At 69.4% G+C, this 24,243-nt stretch carries 16 protein-coding genes; 9 read left to right on the top strand and 7 right to left on the bottom strand.

All coding sequences use genetic code 11. From position 1 onward, the window contains the following. Window positions 1–6: 6 nt before the first annotated feature. Window positions 7–654 carry a MerR family transcriptional regulator gene (locus tag IE269_RS13310; protein WP_189823090.1) on the bottom strand — a complete coding sequence of 216 codons (648 nt, stop codon included), beginning with the start codon at window positions 652–654 and terminating at the stop codon, window positions 7–9. A gap of 112 nt (window positions 655–766) precedes the next feature. On the opposite strand from IE269_RS13310, the gene IE269_RS13305 reads away from it, so the two are divergent. After that, window positions 767–1,276, top strand: a complete 510-nt coding sequence (locus tag IE269_RS13305; RefSeq protein ID WP_189823089.1) for a DUF4188 domain-containing protein — start codon at window positions 767–769, stop codon at window positions 1,274–1,276. Window positions 1,277–1,328: 52 nt separating this feature from the next. Then, entirely contained in the window at window positions 1,329–1,886 is a 558-nt protein-coding gene (locus IE269_RS13300) for a hypothetical protein (protein WP_189823088.1), read from the top strand. On the opposite strand, the gene IE269_RS13295 is transcribed toward IE269_RS13300, so the two are convergent. From IE269_RS13295 to IE269_RS13285, 3 genes are all read right to left on the bottom strand, one after another. Beyond that, on the bottom strand, window positions 1,883–3,412 hold the full coding sequence (locus IE269_RS13295; RefSeq protein WP_189823087.1) for a helix-turn-helix domain-containing protein: 1,530 nt from the start codon (window positions 3,410–3,412) through the stop codon (window positions 1,883–1,885). The genes IE269_RS13300 and IE269_RS13295 overlap by 4 nt on opposite strands. A 107-nt stretch (window positions 3,413–3,519) precedes the next feature. After that, window positions 3,520–4,893 carry an FAD-binding oxidoreductase gene (locus tag IE269_RS13290; protein ID WP_189823086.1) on the bottom strand — a complete coding sequence of 458 codons (1,374 nt, stop codon included), beginning with the start codon at window positions 4,891–4,893 and terminating at the stop codon, window positions 3,520–3,522. Between the two features lie 102 nt (window positions 4,894–4,995). Beyond that, a complete protein-coding gene (locus IE269_RS13285; protein ID WP_189823085.1) occupies window positions 4,996–5,886 on the bottom strand; it encodes a Vgb family protein in 891 nt (296 codons plus the stop codon). Window positions 5,887–6,155: 269 nt separating this feature from the next. Between IE269_RS13285 and acnA the strand changes: the two genes are divergently transcribed. Continuing rightward, window positions 6,156–8,867: an aconitate hydratase AcnA gene (acnA, locus tag IE269_RS13280; RefSeq protein WP_189823084.1), complete on the top strand. Its 2,712-nt coding sequence runs from the start codon at window positions 6,156–6,158 to the stop codon at window positions 8,865–8,867. A gap of 82 nt (window positions 8,868–8,949) precedes the next feature. Here the strand turns inward: acnA and IE269_RS13275 are convergent, their stop codons facing one another. Both IE269_RS13275 and IE269_RS13270 read right to left on the bottom strand, forming a co-directional pair. Next, a complete protein-coding gene (locus tag IE269_RS13275; RefSeq protein ID WP_189823083.1) occupies window positions 8,950–9,891 on the bottom strand; it encodes an FG-GAP repeat domain-containing protein in 942 nt (313 codons plus the stop codon). Between the two features lie 210 nt (window positions 9,892–10,101). Continuing rightward, the gene (locus IE269_RS13270) at window positions 10,102–11,046 is read right to left on the bottom strand and encodes an FG-GAP repeat domain-containing protein (RefSeq protein ID WP_189823082.1); all 945 of its coding nucleotides are present in this window, start codon (window positions 11,044–11,046) and stop codon (window positions 10,102–10,104) included. Window positions 11,047–11,324: 278 nt separating this feature from the next. Here IE269_RS13270 and IE269_RS13265 point away from each other — a divergent pair, with 278 nt between their 5' ends. Together IE269_RS13265 and IE269_RS13260 are read left to right on the top strand one after the other, a co-directional pair. Then, window positions 11,325–13,193, top strand: coding sequence for an ABC transporter transmembrane domain-containing protein (locus tag IE269_RS13265; RefSeq protein ID WP_189823081.1), 1,869 nt, complete (start codon window positions 11,325–11,327; stop codon window positions 13,191–13,193). After that, window positions 13,190–14,980: an ABC transporter ATP-binding protein gene (locus IE269_RS13260; protein ID WP_189823080.1), complete on the top strand. Its 1,791-nt coding sequence runs from the start codon at window positions 13,190–13,192 to the stop codon at window positions 14,978–14,980. The genes IE269_RS13265 and IE269_RS13260 overlap by 4 nt, the downstream gene beginning before the upstream one ends. Before the next feature lie 65 nt (window positions 14,981–15,045). Here IE269_RS13260 and IE269_RS13255 read toward each other — a convergent pair whose 3' ends face one another. Further along, complete coding sequence (locus tag IE269_RS13255) at window positions 15,046–18,912, bottom strand: GH92 family glycosyl hydrolase (RefSeq protein WP_189823079.1); 3,867 nt, start codon at window positions 18,910–18,912, stop codon at window positions 15,046–15,048. Between the two features lie 363 nt (window positions 18,913–19,275). Between IE269_RS13255 and ngcE the strand changes: the two genes are divergently transcribed. The 4 genes from ngcE to IE269_RS13235 all read left to right on the top strand — a co-directional run bounded on the left by ngcE (window position 19,276) and on the right by IE269_RS13235 (window position 24,228). Further along, window positions 19,276–20,712 carry an N-acetylglucosamine/diacetylchitobiose ABC transporter substrate-binding protein gene (gene ngcE, locus IE269_RS13250; protein WP_189823078.1) on the top strand — a complete coding sequence of 479 codons (1,437 nt, stop codon included), beginning with the start codon at window positions 19,276–19,278 and terminating at the stop codon, window positions 20,710–20,712. 125 nt (window positions 20,713–20,837) lie between these two features. Next, window positions 20,838–21,758, top strand: coding sequence for a carbohydrate ABC transporter permease (locus IE269_RS13245; protein WP_229897667.1), 921 nt, complete (start codon window positions 20,838–20,840; stop codon window positions 21,756–21,758). Window positions 21,759–21,777: 19 nt separating this feature from the next. Then, the gene (locus tag IE269_RS13240) at window positions 21,778–22,674 is read left to right on the top strand and encodes a carbohydrate ABC transporter permease (RefSeq protein ID WP_189823076.1); all 897 of its coding nucleotides are present in this window, start codon (window positions 21,778–21,780) and stop codon (window positions 22,672–22,674) included. A 270-nt stretch (window positions 22,675–22,944) separates the two neighbouring features. After that, entirely contained in the window at window positions 22,945–24,228 is a 1,284-nt protein-coding gene (locus tag IE269_RS13235) for an extracellular solute-binding protein (protein WP_189823075.1), read from the top strand. Window positions 24,229–24,243: the final 15 nt, after the last annotated feature.

The raw sequence follows: 24,243 nt of genomic DNA, 5'->3' as shown, positions 1-24,243 counted from the left end.
CCGGCCCTACAGCCCGTACCGCCGCGCCGACTCCTCCTCCTGCGCCAGCCGGTGCAGCGCCTCCAGGACCGGCCGGAACAGTATCGCCGCCGCGACCGCGGTCTCGACCTTCTCCTCCTCCGAAGGATGCGTCTCCACGAAGTCGAGATCACGGACCGCCGCCTGGTGCATCAACTCGGCGTACGGGGCCATCAGTTCGGAGTCCCACGCGTACCCGAGGCGTCTGAGCGTCGCCACCGCCACCACCAACGACCGGTGTGCGGGAGACAGTTCACCTATCTCCCGCACCGTCCCCCAGCCCAGCTTCTCCAGCAGCCGGTCCACCTCGACCCGCGCCGCCGCCGTGGCCTCGTCCTTGCCGTCGTCGTCCGGGTCGGGCCCGTGCGGCAACTCCCAGAGCGCCGCGCCCATCCGGATCGTACGGCCGAGGGACGCGTCGTCCACGTGCCCCAGCACCTTGCGCGCGGTCGCCACCGGCAGCCCGCCCACCTGGAGCAGGGCGCGTATGAGACGCAGTCGCCGCACATGGCTCTCGTCGTACTCGGCGGTCGTCGCCGAGACGCGGCTGCCGGGCGCCAACAGCCCTTGCCGCAGGTAGTACTTGATGGTCGCGAGGGAGACTCCGCTCCGCTCGCTCAACTCGGCCAGCCGCATCCCTTGTACCTCTCCTTGGGGAGTGTCACTATCCAACCATGCGCCGCTTGGATAGTCGTGTTATCCAAGCGCCCGTACCGAGTTGGCCGAGCTGAGCTGAGGGGTGGGCGAGATGTCCGGCAAGGTGAACATGGGGAACACCACGGCGGCCCTGGAGGGCGACGCCGTGGTCCTGCTGATCGGCATGCGGATCAACCACTTCTGGGCGGTGCACCACTGGCTGCCGGTGATGGTGTCGATGTTCCGGATGCTCAGCGAGCTGAAGAAGGACCGCAGCCGGGGTCTGCTCGGCCACGTCCTGCTCACCGGGTCCCCGCGCTCGTACTACGTCGTCCAGTACTGGAAGACCAAGGAGCAGCTCTACAGCTACGCCGCCTCGCCGCAGATGTTCCACCACCGGGTGTGGAAGTACATCAACCGCAAGCAGCGCGAGGGCAAGGTGCCCGGCCACGTCGGCCTGTGGCACGAGTCGTACGTCTCGCCGGAGGGCTCGTACGAGTCCATCTACGCCTACATGCCGCCGTACGGTCTCTCCGCCGCGACCGGCGCGATCCCGGTGGAGCGGCGGGGCCGCACGGCCAAGGAGCGCTTCGCCCACCGCAGCGCCCCCGCCCGGCCCTGACTCCCCCCGCCTGGGTGAAGCGCCAGGTCAGGACGGCCCTAAGATGCCGAACATGTCTTCGATGTCGGGTTCTTCGCGCCGTGCCCTCGCCTGGGTGAACGACCGCCCCTGGATCTACGCCGCCGTGGTGTGGGTCGTCGCGGTGCTCGTGCTCGCTTCGGTCGACCTTCAGTCCGAATGGCTCGACAGCCTGGTCATGGGCTGCCTTTCCGGCAGCGGGGCGGTGGTCGGCACGCTGTACCTGTCCCGCGCGGACCGCCGTGCGGCAAACGTCTCGAAGGTCCAACTCGGGCGCATGGAGAACTGGTTGAAGAAGGGGCTGGTGCCCTCCGCCGCGGAGGACCGCGAGGCGATGCGCACCCTGGTCGCCCGCCACGGCACCCGCCTCGAGCGCCGTCGGCGGGCCCTCCCGGTGTTCGGTGTGATCGGAGCCGGGTTCTGCGTGCTGGCGTTCCTCGTCTTCGACCCGCTGATCGGCCTGGGCGCGGTGGCGCTCGTCGTGCTCCTCGGCTGGGCGGAGGTCCGGGAGGTCCGGCGGACCCGTGCGCGCCTGGAGCACATGCACCGGGCGCTGGGCGAATCCGCCGGACCTGACTCCTCCGAGTCCTAGATGTCCCGGAAGATCTCGATCTGCGCGCCCACCGAGTTCAGGCGCTCCGCCAGGTCCTCGTAACCCCGGTTGATCACGTACACGTTGCGCAGTACGGACGTGCCCTCGGCCGCCATCATGGCCAGCAGGACGACCACGGCGGGCCGCAGCGCGGGCGGGCACATCATCTCGGCCGCGCGCCAGCGGGTCGGGCCCTCGACCAACACCCGGTGCGGGTCCAGGAGTTGGAGGCGGCCGCCGAGGCGGTTGAGGTCCGTGAGGTAGATCGCGCGGTTGTCGTAGACCCAGTCGTGGATGAGGGTCTGGCCCTGGGCCGTGGCCGCGATGGCCGCGAAGAAGGGCACGTTGTCGATGTTGAGGCCCGGGAAGGGCATCGGGTGGATCTTGTCGATCGGCGCTTCGAGCTTCGAGGGGCGGACCGTCAGGTCGACGAGACGGGTGCGGCCGTTGTCCGCGCTGTACTCGGCGGAGCGGTCGTGGTCGAGGCCCATCTCCTCCAGGACGGCGAGCTCGATCTCCAGGAACTCGATCGGGACCCGGCGGATCGTCAGCTCGGACTCCGTGACCACGGCGGCGGCCAGCAGGCTCATCGCCTCGACCGGGTCCTCGGAGGGGGAGTAGTCGACGTCGACGTCGATGTCCGGCACGCCGTGCACGGTCAGGGTGGTGGTGCCGACGCCCTCGACCTTGACGCCCAGCGCCTCCAGGAAGAAGCACAGGTCCTGGACCATGTAGTTGGAGGACGCGTTGCGGATGACGGTCGTGCCGTCGTGCCGGGCGGCGGCCAGCAGCGCGTTCTCGGTGACGGTGTCGCCGCGCTCGGTCAGGACGATCGGGCGGTCGGGACCGGCCGACTTCTCGACCTCGGCGTGGTAGATGCCCTCGGTAGCGGTGATGTCCAGGCCGAACCGGCGCAGCGCGATCATGTGCGGCTCGATCGTGCGCGTGCCGAGGTCGCAGCCGCCCGCGTACGGCAGCTTGAAGCGGTCCATGCGGTGCAGCAGCGGGCCGAGGAACATGATGATCGAGCGGGTCCGGCGGGCGGCGTCCGCGTCGATGGCCGCCATGTCCAGCTCGGCCGGCGGGACGATCTCCAGGTCCTTGCCGTCGTTGATCCAGCGGGTGCGCACGCCGATGGAGCCGAGTACCTCCAGAAGGCGGAACACCTCCTCGATCCGGGCGACCTTGCGCAGGACCGTGCGGCCCTTGTTCAGGAGCGAGCCGCACAGCAGCGCCACGCACGCGTTCTTGCTGGTCTTGACGTCGATCGCGCCGGAGAGGCGACGACCCCCCACCACTCGAAGATGCATCGGACCCGAGTACCCCAGCGACACGATCTCACTGTCGAGGGCTTCACCGATTCGGGCGATCATCTCAAGGCTGATGTTTTGATTGCCGCGCTCGATCCGGTTCACCGCGCTCTGGCTGGTGCCGAGTGCGTCCGCGAGCTGCGTCTGCGTCCAGCCACGGTGCTGACGCGCGTCACGGATGAGCTTGCCGATGCGTACGAGGTAGTCGTCTGCCATGAGCGGAAGGCTATCTCAGATATGAGATGACAACTCACCCGGCTGGACCAGAGGGGTGACGGGCCGGGTGACCGACCTGTCGCCCCGTCAGGTCGGCCCGTGCCCGCTCAGTCCGTCACCGGGACGATGTTGCGGTTGTTCCGGAAGAGGTTCCCGGGGTCCAGGCGGCCCTTCAGCCGCGCCAGCCGCTCGTAGTCCGCGGCCTCGTAACCGCTCCTGGTCTGCGCCTCCGTGGCCCGCTCGCCGTCCGCGAACGTGAACGCAAGCGCCGAGCCCAGCGTCCGCGCGCCGAGCGTGGTGTGCAGGTCGTCCTGTACGGAACGGGCGACGGCCAGGGAATCGTTCCCCTCGATCGGTGTGATGAGCTGCACAAGGTACGCGGCGTCCCGGTGCCCGAGCGCACTCCCGCCGTCCTCCGGCGTCCGCGCCAGCGCACCCCCGAGGTGCCGCACGCCGAGGACGCACATGATGTCCGCGTCGGGCCCGCCCGCCTTGAGCACGGAGGCGAGCGCATCCTCGTCGATGCCGCTGAGCAGCGCGTTCGTGGAGGTGTACGCGTGCGGAAAGGGCGGGTCGCTGTAGATCTCGGCGCTGTCCGTGTACGGCATCTCGCGGATGCCGTCCTTGAGCGGCGTCGCGACCGCCCGCAGCGGAGCCACCAGCCGCTCGCCCTCCTCGGCCGGCCCGTTGAAGGCCACCGAGACCGTGGCCACGTACCGTCCGCGCAGTACGTCGGGGAGCACGGGAATGTCCGGGTACACGACGAACCCGATCCCCGAGCTGACCGTCTCCGGCACCGTCCTCGTCCACGCGGCCCACGTCCGCATCAGCTGCTCGGCGTGCTCCCCGTCGAAGACGAGCTGGCCGCCGTACACCCGCTCCACCGGAACGAGGCCGATCTCGATCGCGGTCACCACGCCGAAGTTGTGCCCGGCCCCGCGCAGCGCCCAGAGCAGTTCGGGGTCGCTCGCGGCGTCCACCGTCCTCAACTCCCCGTCGGCGGTGACCAGTTCGGCGGCCTTCAGGTGGTCGGCCGCGTATCCGAACTCGCGGGCCAGGATGCCGATGCCGCCGCCGAGCGTGTACGAGACCGCGCCGACGCCCGGGAACGATCCGCTGAGGGGCGCGAGCCCGAACCGGGCGGCCTCCTCGATCACGCGGCCCCATTGCACGCCCGCCTCGATCCATGCGGTGCGCGCCTTGACGTCGATGCGGACGCCGTCCAGTTCGCGGGTGCTGATCACGACTCCGCCCTCGTTCGCCACCGAGAGCCCGTGGCCGGTGGCCTGTACGGCGACGCTCAGGCGGTGCTCGCGGGCGTACGTCACCGCGGCCCGGACGTCCTCGGCGGTCCGGGCCGCCACGACCACGGAGGGGCGGTGCGCGTACGCGGTGTTGAATCCGGCGAGCTCCGCGTCGTACCCCTCGTCCCCGGGGACGTACGTGGAACCCTCGACGGCCGGGAAGTCCTTGCTCGCCACTGTGCTGCTCCTCAACTCGCGACCATCGGCGCGGTGTTGCGCCGGTGTGCAGGAGCATGCCCCGGATACATGACAGCTCCCGTCATGTATCCGGGCGATTCGTCAGGCGGCCTCGATCCGCCCCAGCGCCCCCGACTCCAGTGCCGTCCAGAGCACTCCGTCCGGGCCGAGCGCGATGCCGTGCGGCTCCGAGGAGCCGGAGGGGATGTCGTACGCGTCGATCCGCGAGCCGTCCACCGCGATGCGGCCGATCCGGTTGGCACCCCACTCGGTGAACCACATCGCGCCGTCCGCCCCCGCGACCAGCGCGTGCGGGCGCGCGGCGCGGTCGGGGAGGGGGAACTCCGTGACCGCGCCCTCGGCGTCGATCCGCCCGACCTGGCCCGCCATGATCTCGACGAACCACATCGCCCCGTCGGGCCCGGCCGCGAGCCCGACGGGCCCGGCGGCCTCGGTGGGCAGCGGGTGCACCCGTACCTCTCCGGAAAGATCGATCGAGGCGACCGCATTGCCCTGGTTGAGCGTGAACCACAGCCGCCGCCCGTCCGGGCCCGCCGCGATCGCCGACGGGAAGCCGCCCTCGACCGGCACCGTGAACTCGGTCACGTCGCCCTCCGGGGTGATCCGGCAGATCCGGTCGGTGTTCATCTCCGTGAACCACATCGCCCCGTCGGGGCCCGCCGCGATGCCGTACGGGCCCGCGCCGGGCCGTTCGTACGACGTGATCTCGCCGTCGAGGGTGATCCGGCCGACCCGGTTCCCCTTGTACTCGGTGAACCACAGCGCACCGTCCGGACCGGGCGCGATCACGGTGGGACCGCCCTCCGGGTCGGCCAGCGCGTACGAGGTGATCTCCCCGTCGGCGCCGAGCCGCCCGACCGCGCCCTCGTGGACCTTGGTGAACCACATGGCCCCGTCCGGGCCCGCCGCAACGCCGTACGGGCCGGCCTTCTCGTCGGACACGGGTACGGCGGTGATGGAAGTGTGGGGCACTTGCGGACTCCTGACCGGTGGAAAAGGGCATGCGGAGGCGCCCGCTCCGGGCCGGGGGTCGGCAGGAGGGGGCGGCCGGGCATGACCGTACTGCGGCCATGTACTAGAGTTATCTCGACATCGAGATATCTGCCCAGCGCGCCGCAGTCACCACTTCTCGGTAAGGGTTACCTAACTAAGCCTTACCTTAGCGGGTCGGCCCGGAGTCGTGGCGGCAGGATTGCTGTATTGCGGTAGAACGCGCACTTTTTTGACTGAAGGAGACTGTCGTGTCGGCGAACAGCTTCGACGCCCGCAGCACGCTGCGCGTGGGTGACGAGTCGTACGAGATCTTCAAGCTGGACAAGGTCGAGGGCTCCGCGCGCCTCCCTTACAGCCTGAAGGTGCTGCTGGAGAACCTGCTCCGCACGGAGGACGGCGCGAACATCACCGCCGACCACATCCGCGCGATCGGCAGCTGGGACTCCCAGGCCCAGCCCAGCCAGGAGATCCAGTTCACGCCGGCCCGCGTGATCATGCAGGACTTCACCGGCGTGCCCTGCGTCGTGGACCTCGCGACCATGCGTGAGGCCGTGAAGGAGCTGGGCGGCGACCCGGCGAAGATCAACCCCCTCGCACCGGCCGAGCTGGTCATCGACCACTCCGTCATCGCCGACAAGTTCGGCACCGCGAACGCCTTCCAGCAGAACGTGGAGCTGGAGTACGGCCGCAACAAGGAGCGCTACCAGTTCCTGCGCTGGGGCCAGACCGCCTTCGACGAGTTCAAGGTCGTCCCCCCGGGCACGGGCATCGTCCACCAGGTCAACATCGAGCACCTCGCCCGTACGGTCATGGTGCGCAACGGCCAGGCGTACCCCGACACCCTCGTCGGCACCGACTCGCACACCACCATGGTCAACGGCCTGGGTGTCCTGGGCTGGGGCGTCGGCGGCATCGAGGCCGAGGCCGCGATGCTCGGCCAGCCGGTCTCCATGCTGATCCCGCGCGTCGTCGGCTTCAAGCTGACCGGCGAGCTCCCGGCCGGCACCACCGCCACCGACCTCGTGCTGACCATCACCGAGATGCTGCGCAAGCACGGCGTCGTCGGCAAGTTCGTCGAGTTCTACGGTGAGGGTGTGGCGGCGACGTCGCTCGCGAACCGCGCCACCATCGGCAACATGTCGCCGGAGTTCGGCTCCACCGCCGCGATCTTCCCGATCGACGACGAGACGCTGAAGTACCTGCGTCTGACCGGCCGCGACGCCCAGCAGGTCGCGCTCGTCGAGGCGTACGCCAAGGAGCAGGGTCTGTGGCTGGACCCGGCCGCCGAGCCGGACTTCTCCGAGAAGCTGGAGCTCGACCTCTCCACGGTCGTCCCCTCCATCGCCGGCCCGAAGCGTCCGCAGGACCGCATCGTCCTGGCCAACGCGGCCCAGCAGTTCGCCGTCGACGTACGCAACTACGTCACCGACGACATGGAGGCGGAGAAGGAGTCCTTCCCGGCCTCCGACGCCCCGGCCACCTCCGCCGGCACCCCGTCGAACCCGGTCACCGTGACCGCCCCCGACGGCTCCACCTACGAGCTGGACCACGGTGCGGTGACGGTCGCGGCCATCACCTCCTGCACCAACACGTCCAACCCGTACGTCATGGTCGCCGCCGCGCTCGTCGCGAAGAAGGCCACCGAGAAGGGCCTGACCCGCAAGCCGTGGGTCAAGACCACGCTCGCCCCGGGCTCCAAGGTCGTCACCGACTACTTCGACAAGGCCGGGCTCACCCCGTACCTCGACAAGGTCGGCTTCAACCTGGTCGGCTACGGCTGCACCACCTGCATCGGCAACTCGGGCCCGCTGCCCGAGGAGGTCTCCAAGGCCGTCAACGACCACGACCTGGCCGTGACGTCGGTGCTCTCGGGCAACCGCAACTTCGAGGGCCGCATCAACCCCGACGTCAAGATGAACTACCTGGCGTCCCCGCCGCTGGTCGTCGCGTACGCCCTGGCCGGTTCGATGAAGGTCGACATCACCAAGGACGCGCTCGGCACCGACCAGGACGGCAAGCCGGTCTTCCTGGCCGACATCTGGCCGACCGAGGCCGAGGTCAACGACGTCGTGGCGAACGCCATCGGCGAGGACATGTTCAACAAGTCCTACCAGGACGTCTTCGCGGGCGACGCCCAGTGGCAGGCGCTGCCGATCCCGACCGGCAACACCTTCGAGTGGGACAACGAGTCCACCTACGTCCGCAAGCCCCCGTACTTCGAGGGCATGACGATGGAGACGACCCCGGTCGAGGACATCGCGGGCGCCCGCGTCCTGGCCAAGCTGGGCGACTCGGTCACCACCGACCACATCTCCCCGGCCGGTGCGATCAAGGCCGACACCCCGGCCGGCAAGTACCTCACGGAGCACGGCGTCGAGCGTCGTGACTTCAACTCCTACGGCTCGCGCCGAGGCAACCACGAGGTCATGATCCGCGGCACCTTCGCCAACATCCGCCTGCGCAACCAGATCGCGCCGGGTACGGAAGGCGGCTTCACCCGCGACTTCACCCAGGCCGACGGTCCGGTCTCGTACATCTACGACGCCTCCCAGAACTACCAGGCCGCCGGCACCCCGCTGGTCATCCTGGCGGGCAAGGAGTACGGCTCGGGCTCGTCCCGCGACTGGGCGGCCAAGGGCACCGCGCTGCTCGGCGTCAAGGCCGTCATCGCCGAGTCGTACGAGCGCATCCACCGCTCGAACCTCATCGGCATGGGCGTCCTCCCGCTCCAGTACCCGGAGGGCGCCTCGGCCGAGTCGCTCGGTCTGACCGGCGAGGAGACCTTCTCCATCACCGGCGTCACCGGCCTCAACGACGGTGGCATCCCGGACACGCTGAAGGTGAAGGCGGGCGACGTCGAGTTCGACGCCAAGCTCCGCATCGACACCCCCGGCGAGGCGGACTACTACCGCAACGGCGGCATCCTGCAGTACGTGCTGCGTTCGCTGATCCGCAGCTAGTAGCTGCTCCGCACGGCGTACAAAGGGCCGCACTCCCGGAAGAGGGTGCGGCCCTCGTGCTGTGCGTGGTGCGGAGCGGGTGCTAGGCGATGATGCGGTACTGGTTCCAGCCGCTGGTGCCGATCTTCACGCGCTGGTTGTACGGGACGGCCGGGTTGCCCGTGCCCGAGTAGCGCCACAGCGCGCCCTTGGTGTCGCGTGCGACCAGGTCGGTGATCCCGTCGAAGTCGAGGTCGCCCGTGCCCACCAGCGTGTTGTACGTGTTCCAGCCGCCGCCGATCTTGGTCCGCCCCTTGAAGGGGGCCTTCCGGTCGCCGGTGCCCTGGTAGAGCCAGAGCGTGCCGGAGCGGTCGCGGGCGACGATGTCGGCCTTGCCGTCGCCGGAGATGTCGCCGCGGCCGGTGATCTGGGTGTACTGGCCCCAGCCGCTGCCCACCTTGGTGCGCGCGGTCAGATTGCCGTCGCCGTAGCCCAGGTAGAGCCACAGCACGCCGGAGGCGTCACGGGCGAGCACGTCGTAGCCGGCGGCACCGCCCAGGTTCCCGGGCGAGAAGAGGGTGTTGTAGATCTTCCAGCCACCGCCGACCCGACGGCCGCCGAGGTCGTCCTGGTAGTACAGGGAGCCGTCCGTGTGCCACTCCCAGATGCCGTCCGTGTACCCGTCGAAGTCACGGTCGGTGTGGGTGAGGAACTTGAGGGTGCCCCAGGTGGTGTTGTTCTTGGTGTCACGAGCCTGGTAGCCGCCCTTGCCGTCGGGCGTGTACCAGTAGAACTTCGGGCCCGCGAAGGCGTAGAGCTCCTGGCGCACGCCTTCCTCGGCCGCCCGGGCGACGCCGCGCGCGGCGTTCTGGGGGGCGTTCTGCGGGGCGGGGGAGACGGACTTGAGCTCGGCGGTCCGCTCCCTGAACGGGATCTCCCCGGCCTGGGCAGCCCCGGCCGTGGTGCCGACGAGGGCCGCCGCGAGCGCGGCGACGGTCAGGCGGGACAGGATGCGCCCGCGCGTACGGGAAGTGCTTTTGGCCATGCGGTTCTCCGGAGGCAGGAAGGAGCCGTGGCGCGGAAGAGTTGACACGCGCCATGAGTTCGGCAGAAGTGATTCACGATATCTTCACACGCCAACTACCCCTGCGCCAGGGGTTATTGGGGCTGATGTGACGAGAGAGGGCCGCACCCCCGCAGGGGTGCGGCCCTCTCGGCCGTGCGCTGCGCGCCGTCGGGCGACGCGCGGGGTGGATCAGAACATCAGGCGGTACGCGTTCCAGCCGCTGGTGCCGATCTGCGCGCGCGCCTTGAACGGGGCGGCGGGGTTGCCGGTGCCCGAGTAGCGCCACAGCGAACCGTCGGTGCCCCGGGCGATCAGGTCCGAGAGACCGTCGCCGTCGAGGTCGCCCGCGCCCACGAGGGCGTTGAACGTGTTCCAGCCGCCGCCGATCTTGACGCGGGACGCGAACGGGTCGTTGCGGTCGCCGTTGCCCTGGTAGAGCCAGAGGGTGCCGGAGCCGTCGCGGGCGACGATGTCGGCCCGGCCGTCGCCGCTGACGTCACCGAGGCCCGCGATCTGGGTGTACTGGCCCCAGCCGCCGCCGATCTTGGTCTTCGCGGTGAGGCGGCCGTCGCCGTAGCCCAGGTAGAGCCACAGGGTGCCGTCGCCGTCGCGGGCGATCAGGTCGGCGCCCGCGGCGCCGGCCAGGTCGCCGGGGGAGAGGACCTGGTTGTAGACGTTCCAGCCGCCGCCGAGGTCGGTGGTGCCCGCGTCGCTGGAGAAGCCCAGGCGGCCGGAGTAGTCCCAGCTCCAGATGCCGGCGGAGTAGCCGCCGGTGTTGTCGCTGTTGTGCGACTGGGCGGCGAACTTGAAGGAGTAGCCGGGGGTCACGTACTCGCGGGCGCCGTAGCCGCCCGCGTCGTTCGGGGCGTAGATGTAGGCGTCGTCGGACGCCGTGATGCCGAACAGTGCGTGCCGGGGCTGCGCCGCCGCCGCGGCGCGGAGCGCGCGGCCCTTCGGTGCGGCCTGCTGCGGGGCCTGCTGGGAGGCGGCTGCGGCCTTCTCCGCGGCCGAGGGCTTCGGCGCCGGTGCCGCCTGCGCCGAGCCGACCGTCGTGCCCACGAGGGCTGCGGTTATCGCGGCGACGGCGACGCGGGAGAGGAAGCGTCCGCGCGAGCGGGTGGTGGACTTGGCCACGTAAGAACTCCATGGTCAGGGGAGTGGCCGGGCGAATCCTTGTGGGAGCCACGGCTTGATCGTTTTTGATCCACGGTATCTTCACACGCCAACTACTTTTCGCCTACCGGGATTTGACGCCTCTCGGGCTTATGTCCGCTTGTGATCTTTATGTGTGTCGAAACTTCTTCGGTCGCCGCTCCGGATCTCTTCGGCCGCCGCTCCGGATCGGCGCAAGAATTCTTAGGCTAGCCTTACCTGGGCTTTTCATGCCCTGGGCTTTTCGAGTAAGGCGGCACATGCGGAGGAACACAGTGGGGACGACGGCCCTCCCGGGGCGAACGGTCCTCTCAGGCCGAGACGTACTGAGGCGCTCCTTCGCAGGCCAGCGGCGCGAACTCGCGCTCGGCAGCGTGCTGGGCGCCTCGCACCAGGCGGCCGAGGCCCTCGTGCCCGTCGTCATCGGCCTGGTCGTCGACCGGGCCGTCGGCGGGAGCGACGGGGGCCTGCTGCTGTGGTGGCTGGCCGCGCTCGCCGCCCTGTACGTCGTCCTGTCGTACAGCTTCCGCTTCGGCGCCCGCGCCTGGGAGCGCGCCGCCGAGAAGGCCGCGCACAAGCTGCGCGTCCAGCTCGTCGCCCGCGTCGTCGACCCGCACGGCGGCGCCGACGAAGGACGTCTCCCCGGCGCCCTGACCAGCATCGCCACCGAGGACGCCCGACGGGTCGGGCTGGTCTCCATGGCGTCGATCGTGGGCGTCGCGAACTTCACCGCAGTGCTCGTCAGCGCCGTCGTGCTCGTCCGGATCTCGATTCCGCTCGGGCTCGTCGTCCTGCTCGGCACCCCGCTGCTGCTGTGGCTCGGCAACCTCCTCGGCAAGCCGCTGGAGCGGCGCAGCCACGGCGAGCAGGAGAGCGCCGCCGACGCCTCCGGCACCGCTGCCGACCTGGTCGCGGGCCTGCGCGTCCTCAAGGGCATCGGCGCCGAGTCCGCCGCCCTCGCCCGCTACCGGGCCACCAGCCGCGACGCGCTCACCGCGACCCTGGGGGCCGCGCGGGCGCAGGCCTGGCAGGGCGCGGTCATCCTCATGCTGACCGGGGCCTTCATCGCCCTGGTCGCGTACGTCGGCGGACGGCTCGCCGCGTCCGGCGACATCAGCATCGGCGAACTCGTCTCGGCGGTCGGCCTCGCCCTCTTCCTCCTCGGTCCCCTCTCGGGCATGTCCTGGATCGCCGCCAAGTTCGCCCAGGGCCGCGCCTCGGCCACCCGTATCGCGGAACTCCTCGGCGCGGAACCGGCGGTGGGCACCGGTGTCCCGGGCGGCGGCGGGAGCGCGTCGGGTGCCGACCGGACGACCGGCGCGGACGCCCCGGTCAACGGCTCCTCCGGTACGGGTTCCTCCCGTACGGCACCGGAAGCCGCCCCCGACCCCGGCGCCGGTTCCTCCCGTACGGCCACGAGTGCCGCCCCCACCCCCGCCGGCCGCATACGCCTGGAGCAGGTCAGCCTCGGGAGCCTCGACGCCGTCGACCTCGACGCCGAACCCGGTGAGCTGCTCGGCGTCGTCGCCCCCGACCCCGCCGACGCCGCCGCACTCCTCAGCTGCCTCGGGCGGCGCGGGGACCCGGACAGCGGGGCCGTCGCCCTGGACGGCGTCGCGTTCACGGAGCTGGACCCGGCCCGCATACGCACCGCCGTCCTCGTCGCCGACCACGACGCCGACCTCTTCGAGGGCACCCTCGCCGAGAACATCGCCGCCGCCGCACCCGCAGGCCGCGACCTCGGCCCCGCGCTCGCCGCCTCCGGCGCCGACGAGGTCGCCGAGACCCTGCCCGAGGGCACCGCCACCCCCGTCACCGAACGCGGCCGCTCCCTCTCCGGCGGCCAGCGCCAGCGCGTCGCCCTGGCCCGCGCGCTCGCCGCCGACCCGCCCGTGCTCGTCCTGCAGGACCCGACCACCGCCGTCGACGCGGTCACCGAGGCACGGATCGCCGCCGGGGTGCGGGACATCCGGCAGGGACGTACGACCGTCGTCGTCGCCACCAGCCCGGCCCTGCTCGCCGTCACCGACCGCGTCCTCTTCCTCGAAGGCGGGCGCGTGACCGACACGGCCGCGCACGCCGACCTCCTCGACCGGTACGACTCCTACCGCACGGCGGTGCTCTCATGACCAGCGCTCCCCAGGATGCAGTGCTGCTGCCCGTCGCCACGCCCGCCCGCACCCGGGCCGCCGTGCGCGAACTCGCCCGCCCGCACCGGCTGCTCGCCCTCGGCGGCTTCGGGACGCTGATCGTCGCGACCGCCGTCGGCCTGTTCACGCAGCCGCTGCTCGGCCGCATCGTGGACCTCGCGACGGACCGGAAGGTCGACGGGATCACGGGAGTGGTGCTGCTGCTCGTCGTGGTCGCCGTCGTGCAGGGCGTGCTCACCGGGTTCGGCGTCTCGCGGATCGCGAAGCTCGGCGAGACCGTTCTCGCCCGGCTGCGGGAACGTTTCGTCGAGCGGGTGCTCGGGCTGCCGCTGGAGCGCGTCGAGCGCGCCGGGTCCGGCGACCTCACCGTCCGCGTGACGGGTGACGTCTCGCTGGTCGCGGACGCCGTGCGCTCCGCACTGCCCGAGCTGGCGCGCTCCGTCGTCGCCATCGTGCTGACCTTCGGCGCGCTGGCCCTCCTCGACTGGCGCTTCCTGGTCGCCGCCCTGCTCGCCGTGCCCGTCCAGGCGTACACCGCCCGCTGGTACGTGCGTGGGGCCGTCCCCCTCTACGCCGAGCAGCGCGTCGTCACCGGCAAGCTCCAGCAGCAGTTGCTCGCCACCATCGGCGGGGCCACCACCGTGCGCGCCCTGCGGCTGGAGAAGGCGCACACCGAGCGCGTCACCACCCGCTCCCGGGCGGCCGTCGACGTCACCATGCGGGGCGTGAAGCTGGTCCTCAGCTTCTACTGCCGCCTGCACGTGGGCGAGTTCATCGGCCTGGCCGGAGTCCTCGGCGTCGGGTACTGGCTGGTCCGCGACGGCTCCGCCACGCTCGGCACCGCGACCGCCGCCGCCCTGTACTTCCACAGCCTCTTCGGCCCGATCAACGCGGCCCTCGTCCTCCTCGACGATGCCCAGAAGGCCACCGCCGGCCTCTCCCGCATCGTCGGCGTCGCCGACCTCCCGCTGCCCGAGGAGCCCGAGCGCCCGGCCACCGCGCGCGACGCCTCGGTCACCGTCACCGGTCTGGCCCACTCGTACGACAACGGCCACCCCGTCCTGCACGGCATCGACCTGACCCTCGCCCCCGGCGAGAAGGTCGCCCTGGTCGGCGCGAGCGGTGCGGGCAAGACGACCCTCGCCAAGCTCATCGCGGGCATCCACCGGCCCAGTGCAGGAACGATCCGCCTCGGCGGCGCCGACCTCGCCGACCTCGGCCCGGCCGCCGTGCGCCGCGCGATCGCGCTGGTCACCCAGGAGACCCACGTCTTCTCCGGCCCCCTCGCGGAGGACCTGCGCCTCGCCCGGCCGGGTGCGAGCGACGCCGAACTCCGTACAGCCCTCGCCCACGTCGACGCCCTGACCTGGGCCGAAGCGCTCCCCGACGGCCTCGCCACGGTCGTCGGCGACGGCGGCCACCGCCTCACCAGCGCCCAGACCCAGTCCCTCGCCCTGGCCCGGCTGGTCCTCGCCGACCCGCCGGTCGCCATCCTCGACGAGGCCACGGCGGAAGCGGGCAGCACCGGGGCACGCGCCCTGGAGAAGGCCGCCGCACGCGCCGTCGAGGGCCGTACGGCCCTCATCGTGGCGCACCGCCTCACCCAGGCGGCCACCGCCGACCGCGTGGTCGTCCTGGACGCGGGCCGCGTCGTCGAGACCGGCACCCACGACGAACTCCGCACGGCGGGCGGCCGGTACGCCGCGCTCTGGGAGGCGTGGGCGGGCACCCGGGCGACCGGCGTGCACGCGGCAGAGGCCTCCTGACGGATCCCTACACGCGAAAGGGCCCCGTTCCGCATCCGGAACGGGGCCCTTCGTGGATCAAGTGATCACGACAGCAGCTCCACCTCCGCCACCGCGCCCTTCGCCACCAGCCGGTAGTGCGCATACGCCCCCGGCCTCGGCACCGTGAAGACCCGGGTCTGCCGGTCCCAGGCGAACGACTCGCCCGCCCGCCGGTCCAGGGCCGTCCAGGCGGTCCCGTCCTGCGAGCCCTCCAGGACCCACTCCGTCGGCGCCTTCGTACGGTCCGAGGAGGTCAGGGTGTACTGGAGGGCGCGCGTCGGCGCAGCCACCGGGAGGTCCGTGGCGGACGTCAACTGGCCTTCCGTGACCGAGGAGTTGTCGAAGAGCGGGCCCGCGCCGGTCAGCGCGTCCGTGTGCGGGGCCGGGACCTTGTCGTCCTGGGTGATCGAGACGGGGGCGGCGCCCCGGCCCGAGCCCCAGGCGGACGGGCGGTCGCCCATCGCGAAGTCCAGGGTGCCGCCCCGGGCGAGCAGGTCGTGGGGGAGCGCGGTGGAGTTCCAGGCGCGCCCGTTGACCTTGAGGCCCTGTACGTAGATGTTCTTGGCGTTGTTCTTCGGGGCGCGGACGGTCAGGGTGCGCCCGTTCTCCAGGCGCACGGTCGCCTTGGTGAAGAGGGGCGAGCCGACCGCGTACTCGCCGCTGCCCATCACCAGCGGGTAGAAGCCGAGCGCGGAGAAGAGGTACCAGGCCGACTGCTCGCCGTTGTCCTCGTCGCCGTGGTAGCCCTGCCCGATCTCGCTGCCCGTGTACAGGCGGGAGAGCACCTCGCGGACCTTGGCCTGCGTCTTCCACGGCTGGGCGGCCGCGTTGTACATGTACGTGGCGTGGTGGGCGACCTGGTTGGAGTGGCCGTACATGCCCATCCGTACGTCACGCGCCTCCGTCATCTCGTGGATGACGCTGCCGTACGAACCCGCGAACTCGGGGGACGCGGTCTCCGGGGTGGAGAAGTAGGTGTCCAGCTTCTTGCCGAGGCCGGCGCGGCCGCCGTAGAGGTTGGCGAGGCCCCGGCTGTCCTGCGGGGCGGTGAAGGCGTAGCCCCAGCCGTTGGTCTCCGTGTAGTCGTAGCCCCAGACGCGCGGATCGTACGAGGCGGAGGGCACGCGCCAGTCGCCCTTCAGGTCGCGGCCCTGGAAGAAGCCCGCCTTGTCGTCGTACAACTTCACGTAGTTCCGGGCCCTGTTGAGGAAGTAGGCGGACTCCTCCTGGTAACGGGCCTTCTTCGTCTTCTTGTAGAGGGCCTCGCCCATCTTCGCGAGGCCGTAGTCGTTGAGGTAGCCCTCCAGGGACCAGGACAGGCCCTCGTGGGTCTTGGTCGAGGCGTAGCCCAGGAAGGGTGAGGTGTCCATGCCCTTGCGGCCGACGCCGGAGAAGGGCGGGAGGACGGTGGCGTTCTTCAGGGCCGCCTCGTATGCCGAAGAAGCGTCGAAGTCGACGCCCTTGACGTACGCGTCGGCGAACGCGACGTCCGAGGAGGTGCCGGTCATCAGGTCCGCGTAACCCGGCGAGGACCAGCGGGAGATCCAGCCGCCGTCCTTGTACTGCTGCACGAAGCCGTCGACCAGGCGGCCCGCCGTCTTCGGGGTGAGGAAGGAGTACGCGGGCCAGGTCGTGCGGTAGGTGTCCCAGAAGCCGTTGTTGACGAAGACCTCGCCGTCGACGATCTTCGCGCCGGTGCGGGTCGGGGTGTCCGGACCGGTCTGCGGGGAGAAGGGGCTGGCGTACTGGGTCCTGCCGTTCACCTTCTCGTGGCCGGAGTTGGGGTAGAGGTAGAGCCGGTACAGGCTGGAGTAGAGGGTGGTCAGCTGGTCGTGGCTCGCGCCCTCGACCTCGACGCGGCCCAGGATCGCGTCCCAGGCGTCCTGTGCGCGGTCGCGGATCCGCTCGAAGCGGGAGCCCGCCGGGATCTCGTCCGCCAGGTTCGCCTTCGCCTGGTCGACGCTGATCAGGGAGGTGGCGAGGCGCAGGGTGACCTGCTTGTCCTTGCCCGGCCGGAAGCGCAGGTAGCCGGTCACGTCGTCGCCCCCGCCGCCGCTCAGCTTTCCGCTCGCGGTCACGGGAGCGTCGAAGACGCCGTACACGAAGAGGCGCGTGGCCCCCGTGGACAGGCCGCTCTTCACGTCGGAGAAGCCGGTGAAGGAGCGGGTCGCGGGGTCGAGGGTGAGGCCGCCGTCGTTGGAGACGTTGTCGAAGATGACGCTCGCGTCGTCACCGGGGAAGGTGAAGCGCATCATCGCCGCGTGGTCGGTCGGCGTCATCTCGGTGCGCAGGCCGTTCTCGAACCGTACGCCGTAGTAGTGCGGCTTCGCCGTCTCGTTCTCGTGGCGGAAGGGCAGTGCGCGGGCGGAGCGGGTGGCGTCGGGCGTGCCCGACACCGCCGAGGGCATCAGCTGGAAGGTCTGCCGGTCGCCCATCCAGGGGCTCGGCTCGTGGCTGGCACTGAAGGCCTGCAACTGCGGCAGGTTGTCGGAGTTGTTGCCGCGCGCGTAGTCGTACAGCCAGCTCGTGGAGCCCGCGTTCGTCACCGGCGTCCAGAAGTTGAAGCCGTGAGGGACGGCGGTCGCCGGGATGTTGTTGCCGCGCGAGTAGGAACCGCTGGACTGGGTGCCGCGTGTGGTCAGCGCGTAGTCGGAGAGCCGGTCGAGCCGCTTCTCCGGGGCCTTCTCCGCGATGCGTACGTCGTCTATCCAGCCGCGGAACTCTCCCGGACCCTTCGGGTTGTCGTACGCCACCAGGATCCGGTCGACCGTCTTGCCGGCTGCGACCGAGCCGATCCGGGACGCCTTGTGGTTCCACTGGTTCGCGTAGAGCGTCTTGGACGCGCCCTGGCCCTGCGGCGAGAGCACCGCTCCGTGCTGGTCGAGGGCGCGCAGGTCGCTCAGATAGGTGCCGTCGGTGAAGGCGAGGTCCACGGCGACGTTGGTGGCCGGGTAGTTGAGGTCCGCGCCCTTGTCGCCGGAGGGGAGCTGGGGGAAGACGCGGTAGGACAGCTCGGTGCCGCGGCCGACGCGCGTGTTCACGTCGAAGACCTTGTTGTACGAGTACGCCCTGCCGTTCGGCTTGTGCGTGCCCGCGTAGCGCAGCGCCCGCTTGCCCGTGAAGCCCGCGCCCGACTTGGCGGTGGGGGAGCCGGACGGGCCACGGTCCACCTGGCTGCGCATCTCCTCGGGGACGGGCGTCGAGGTGTCCCCGTTCGAGAACTGGACGTCCGCGAGCTGGAGGATCGGCGCGCCCGCGTTCGCGGTGATGTTCAGCCGGTAGTGCGCGTACGCGGTGTCGTTCGCGAAGTCGTACGTCTTGGTCTGGAAGCGGGAGGCGAAGGTCTCGCCCTTGCGCGTGTCCAGCACCGTCCAGGTCTTGCCGTCGGCCGAGCCCTCCAGGGTCCAGTCCTTCGGGTCGCGCTCGGCGTGGTCGTTGGCCGAAGTGAGCGCGTACGTCACGACCTTCGTCGGCGCCTCCAGGTCGAACTCCACCCAGCCGACCGGCACGAACGCCAGCCACTTGCTGCCGGGCGTCACGTCGATCAGGTTCTCCTTGACCTCGCCGCCCGCCGCGTTCTCGGCGCTCGCCCGCAGGTCGGTGACCCGGTCGGTGACATTGCCCGGGATGCCGGGCGACTCGCCGCCGTCGACGCCGGAGGTCGTCTTGCGGCCCCGGGAGTCGGTCTCCACGGTGTCCCGCCACGTGGGTGCGGGCTCGCCCGCCTCGAAGGAGGAGGCGAACGTCTTCGTCACGGGGCCGGGCGGTCCCGGCCGGGCTGCGGCGGACGGGGTCAGCAGGGTCACCGACAGGGCGCCGGCCGTGAGGCAGGCGAGGGCCGCCGTGGTGCCTCTGCGGCGTTTGGTGCCCGGGCGGCGTCCGGTGCGCGTGCGTCTGGATCCGGTCTGCATCCTGATGCTTCCTTCACTTCCGACAACGTTGTCATACGTTCAGGTGCTACTCAGTAGTGAGCCAAGTATCCAGTGGTGTCAAGGATGTTGGGGAGGCGCCAGTTGGACAAAAGTGCGCGTGGATATCCAAGAGGTCTCAACTCGGGAAAGATGGCCGTCCAACCTTGCTTACGATCTTGCCCAGTTGACGGGAACTGGACTATACCTATCGGCGTCCGCAGGACCCGGAATGCCGCACGGCCGGGAAACGGGATGTCAATCAAGTCATCTGACCGCGGTGGCGGGGCCCTTCGCCGAAGGCGAATTCCTAACGGGGGCGTACCGGTACACCGCCTGAGTCCTGGAGAAGGCGAGGACTTGAGCATGGGACCCACCAACGTCAATCGTCGTGATGTGCTGAAGCGGACCGCTGCCGCGAGCCTGCTCGCGCTGCCCGGAGTCGGCGCACTGAGTTCCTGTGCCGCCGGCGGTGGCGGCGGCACGGACGAGAAGCCCCAGAAGGGCGAGAAGTCCAAGAAGAACCCGCTCGGGGTGAAGGAGGACGCCGCACTCGCGGTGTACATCTTCAACGGCGGATACAAGGACAAGTACGCCAAATTCGTGTCCGACATGTACGCCAAGAACTACCCCAAGGCGAAGGTCGACCAGAAGGCCACGGAGAAGATCGCCACCCAGCTCCAGCCGAAGATCGTCCGGGGCAATCCGGCGGCGGACGTCATCAACAACTCCGGCGCCGACCAGATGAACATCGGCAAGCTGGTGACCAACAAGCAGGTCGCCGACTTCACCGAAATGCTGGACGCGCCCTCCTGGGACAACCCCTCGGTCACCGTCCGCGACAGCCTCTACCCGGCGATGCAGTCCATGGGCGCCTTCGGCACCAAGGGCTGTTACCAGCTCAACATCGCCATGACGGTGTACGGCAACTGGTACTCCAAGCGGATGCTGGAGGAGACCCTGGAGTCCCAGTACCCGAAGACCTGGGACGAGATGCTGGCCGTCTGCAAGAAGGCCAAGGACAAGGGCATCCACGGCTGGAGCTACCCGGGCGGCCACCCGCGCTACATGCTCTTCTCCATGTACGCGATGTTCGCGCAGGTCGGCGGCCGTCCCGTCATCGAGGCGATGGACTACCTGGAGCCGAACTGCTGGAAGAACGACGCCGTGAAGTCCGTCTTCGAGGCGTTCGAGGAGCTCGTCGCCAAGAAGTACGTCCTCACCGGCTTCGACGGCCCGCAGGGCCACACCGAGATGCAGACCGCCTGGACCAAGGGCAAGTGCGTCTTCGTGCCCAACGGTTCCTGGGTGGAGAACGAGGCCAAGGACACCACCCCGGCCGGCTTCGGCATGACCGTCGGCGCCACCCCCTCGCTGTCCACCGCCGACAAGATGCCGTTCGGCACGCTGTACTCGCCGCCCGGCGAGCCCTTCATCGTCCCGGCCAAGGCCGCGAACGTACAGGGCGGTCTGGAGTGGATGCGCATGATGTACAGCAAGGAGGCGTCGATCAACCTCTTCAAGGAGACCGGCGGCATCCCCGCGCTCAAGGGCGCCATCGACGGCATGAAGCTGCCGCCGGGCACCGACAGCTCCCAGAAGGCCATCACCGCGGCCGGTGACAACATCGTCATCCCGTTCTGGAAGGAGTGGTACGGCGAGCTGTTCACCGCCGACTACGACAAGGTGATGGGCGACTTCATGATGGGCCGCATCACCACCAAGGAGGCCCTCGACATCATGCAGAAGGCCTCGGACCGGATCGCCAAGGACTCCGGCATCACGAAGATCAAGAAGGCCTGAACCACCGCTAGTTGAGCGCAACGGGTGAAAATCGGAGCGGCATGAGTATCGAGAAGCGGGCGGCCAAGCCTCCCAACCGGCTGTTGTTCTTCGCGGCGATACTTCTGCCGCCCCGATTCACACCGATGAGTGTCCGGTACGACCGGAGGTACCGGACGCTCGACAAATACCGTTTCATCGCGGGATTCCTGGCGATTCCGCTGGCGTTCTACGCGATATTCGTCATCTCGCCCTTCATCCAGGCGATTTACTACTCGCTCACGGACTGGTCGGGCGGGCCGATAGCCAACTTCGTCGGCTTCGACAACTTCGTCAAAATGTGGAACGACGAACGGTTCTGGGACTCCACGACCACCAGCCTGACCCTGCTGGTGATCGCCCCGGTCGTCACGCTCGTCCTCGGCATCTTCTTCGCCTACATGATCACGGCGGGCGGCAGGCACCGTAAGGGCCAGGCCATCTCCGGCGTCGCCGGCTCCTCGCTCTACAAGGTCGTGTACTTCTTCCCGCAGGTCCTCTCCGTCGCCATCATCGCGGTGGTCTGGGGGCGGGTCTTCAACACCAACGCCGGTCTCATCAACGGCGGTCTGGACCTGGTGGGCATCAAGGGCCCGGCCTGGCTGGGCGGCGAGTACGGCCTCGCGCTGATCGCCGTGCTCACCGTGATCTGCTGGAGCTTCGTCGGCTTCTACGTGGTGCTCTTCTCGGCCGCGATGGGCGGCATCCCCAAGGACATCTACGAGGCCGCCCTGCTCGACGGGGCCGGCCGGGGCACCACCTTCTTCAAGGTGACGCTCCCGCTGATCTGGGACACCGTGCGCACCGGCTGGGTCTACATGGGCATCCAGGCCCTGGACTCCTTCGCGATCGTGCTGGTGATGATGCCCTCGCACGCCATGAAGGTGACCCCGGTCTTCCTCTACGAGCGCTTCCGCGAGGGTCAGTTCGGCTACGCGACCGCCATCGGCGTCGTACTCCTCCTGCTCAGCGTGGTGTTCTCCCTGGTCGTCATGCGGCTCGGGAATCGCGACCGGATCGAATACTGAGAGCGGGGGAGACCACGTCATGAGTACGAGTACGAGCACACGCACCGAGTCCCGGCAGTCGAAGACGGATCAGGTCAAGGTCCAGGAGAGCGGCGGCGCCCTCAACGTCTTCTCGCACGCCTTCCTGATCCTGTGGACCCTGATGGCGGCCGGCCCGCTGATCTGGGTCGCGGTCACCGCCTTCCGTACGTCGTCGGACATCCTCAACGACCCGATGGGGCTGCCCTCGTCCCTCCACTGGGCGAACTTCGCGAACGCGTGGAACCAGGCACACATCGGGCAGTACGCCCTCAACTCGCTGATCATCCTGGCGGGTTCGCTGACCGGCACCATGCTGCTGGGCTCGATGGCCGCGTACGTCATCGCCCGGTTCACCTTCCCCGGCAACAAGTTCGTCTTCCTGCTGTTCGCCGGCGGCATGATGTTCCCGGTGATCCTGGCGCTGGTGCCGCTGTTCGCGGTCATGGAGAACTTCCAGCTCCTCGACACACGGCCCGGCCTGATCATCGCGTACATCGCCTACTCGCTGCCCTTCACCACCTTCTTCCTGACCTCCTTCTTCCGCACGCTGCCCACCGGCGTGCAGGAGGCGGCCATGGTGGACGGGGCCTCGCACACCCGGACCTTCTTCCAGATCATGCTGCCGATGGCCAAGCCCGGCCTGGTGAGCATCGGCATCTTCAACTTCCTCGGCCAGTGGAACCAGTACCTGCTTCCGCTCCTCCTCAACAACGAGAACGAGTCCAGCTACGTACTCCCGCAAGGACTCGCCACGTTGGCCATCGCCCAGGGCTACCGGGGCGACTGGGGCGCGCTCTTCGCGGGCCTGACCATCGCCATGGTGCCGGTGCTCGTCGTGTACGCGGTCTTCCAGCGGCAGGTGCAGGCGGGCCTGACCGCGGGCGCCCTCAAGTAGTCGAAGATCCCGGGGAGTCGAGGGGTACCTCGGGTAACCGGGCGGCACCTCGTGTGACGTCGGAAGTACCCCAAGTGACTTCTTCAGGAACCCTGTTGAACGTTGGTTTCGGCTTGGACACGAAAGTGGTCTAAACCTATTGCGCCTTCGCGGAGCCTGAGTAGTGTCCGTGCCACGGCGCTGCGGGGGAGATCTTCACCCGGCCGGTGGTCCGGGGGCCGACCTCCGGTGTAGGCAGCAAGTCGACGCTGATGTCGAAGGGTTGGAAGCATGAGGAATCGGGTTATCGCCACCGGTGCGGCAACGCTCGTGATGGCACTGGGGCTGAGCGCCTGCGGTGGCGACGGCGACGGCGGCGGGGGCGACGACGCCAAGGGCGGCAAGACCATCAAGGTGGTCGCCGCCGACTACGGCACCAGCGCGGCCGACGCCTCCAAGCCCTTCTGGGACAAGGTCGCCAAGGACTTCGAGGCCGCCAACAAGGGCTACAAGGTCGAGGTCCAGGTCATCAACTGGACCGACATCGACAAGACCGTCAAGACGATGATCGCGTCCGGCAACGTGCCCGACATCCTCCAGACCGGCGGCTACGCCGACAAGGTCGCCGACGACCTCCTCTACAAGGTCGACGACGTCATGTCGCCCAAGACCTCGGCCAACCTCTCGAAGGGCTTCGCCGAGGCGGGCAAGGTCAAGGGCACCGCCTACGGCATGCCGTGGGTCGCCTCCACCCGTACGTTCTTCTACAACAAGAAGGCGTTCGCGACCGCGGGCATCACCAAGGTCCCGACCACCTGGGCCGAGGTCGCCGACGCGGCGAAGAAGCTCAAGGAGAAGAAGGCCGCGGAGATCCCCTACGCCCTCCCGCTCGGTCCCGAGGAGACCCAGGGCGAGACCCTGATGTGGGAGATGGGCAACGGCGGCGGCTACAAGGACGACGCCGGCAAGTACACGATCAACAGCCCCCAGAACGTCGAGACGTTCAAGTGGCTCCAGGACAACCTGGTCAAGCCCGGCCTGACCTACCCCAACCCCGCCTCCACCGACCGCAAGACGGCCTTCGCCGACTTCGCGGCCGGCAAGGTCGGCATGATGAACGGCCACCCGAGCGTCATCAAGATGGCCGAAGAGGGCAAGGTCGAGTTCGGGATGGCGAAGATCCCGGGCAAGACGGCCCCGCTGGAGTCCACCCTGGGCGTCGGCGACTGGACGATGGCCTTCCAGGACGGCAAGGCCGGCAAGGACGCGGTGAAGAAGTTCCTCGACTTCACCTACACCAAGGACAACCTGGTGAAGTTCGCGTCGATGTACAACTTCATGCCCGTCACCACGGACGCCTCCGAGGCCATGCAGGCCGACCCGAAGAACGCCAAGCTCAAGGACTTCTTCGCGGCCCTGCCGACCGCCAAGTTCTACCCGGTCAACGACACCTCCTGGGACGTCGTCTCCGCCGAGATCAAGAAGACCGGCGGCAAGGCGGCCAGCGACGACCCGAAGACGGTCCTGGACGACCTCCAGAAGAAGGCCGAGGAAGCGGCGAAGGCCGTCAAGTAACGCGCCCCTCGGGCT

The sequence above is a fragment of the Streptomyces spiroverticillatus genome (genome assembly GCA_014650415.1).
Classification (GTDB): Bacteria; Actinomycetota; Actinomycetes; order Streptomycetales; family Streptomycetaceae; genus Streptomyces; species Streptomyces spiroverticillatus.
The sequence above is the reverse complement of the archived record's forward strand: the minus strand, read 5'-3'. Positions and strand labels throughout refer to the sequence as shown.

Bases quoted from the DNA above. Each gene is read 5' to 3' on its own strand.
- IE269_RS13240 (WP_189823076.1), top strand. From the start codon at position 21,778: ATGAGTACGAGTACGAGCACACGCACCGAGTCCCGGCAGTCGAAGACG.
- IE269_RS13235 (WP_189823075.1), top strand. From the start codon at position 22,945: ATGAGGAATCGGGTTATCGCCACCGGTGCGGCAACGCTCGTGATGGCA.
- IE269_RS13305 (WP_189823089.1), top strand. From the start codon at position 767: ATGTCCGGCAAGGTGAACATGGGGAACACCACGGCGGCCCTGGAGGGC.
- IE269_RS13245 (WP_229897667.1), top strand. From the start codon at position 20,838: ATGAGTGTCCGGTACGACCGGAGGTACCGGACGCTCGACAAATACCGT.
- IE269_RS13260 (WP_189823080.1), top strand. From the start codon at position 13,190: ATGACCAGCGCTCCCCAGGATGCAGTGCTGCTGCCCGTCGCCACGCCC.
- IE269_RS13300 (WP_189823088.1), top strand. From the start codon at position 1,329: ATGTCTTCGATGTCGGGTTCTTCGCGCCGTGCCCTCGCCTGGGTGAAC.
- IE269_RS13310 (WP_189823090.1), bottom strand. From the start codon at position 654: ATGCGGCTGGCCGAGTTGAGCGAGCGGAGCGGAGTCTCCCTCGCGACC.
- IE269_RS13265 (WP_189823081.1), top strand. From the start codon at position 11,325: ATGCGGAGGAACACAGTGGGGACGACGGCCCTCCCGGGGCGAACGGTC.
- IE269_RS13255 (WP_189823079.1), bottom strand. From the start codon at position 18,912: ATGCAGACCGGATCCAGACGCACGCGCACCGGACGCCGCCCGGGCACC.
- ngcE (WP_189823078.1), top strand. From the start codon at position 19,276: ATGGGACCCACCAACGTCAATCGTCGTGATGTGCTGAAGCGGACCGCT.
- IE269_RS13295 (WP_189823087.1), bottom strand. From the start codon at position 3,412: ATGGCAGACGACTACCTCGTACGCATCGGCAAGCTCATCCGTGACGCG.
- IE269_RS13275 (WP_189823083.1), bottom strand. From the start codon at position 9,891: ATGGCCAAAAGCACTTCCCGTACGCGCGGGCGCATCCTGTCCCGCCTG.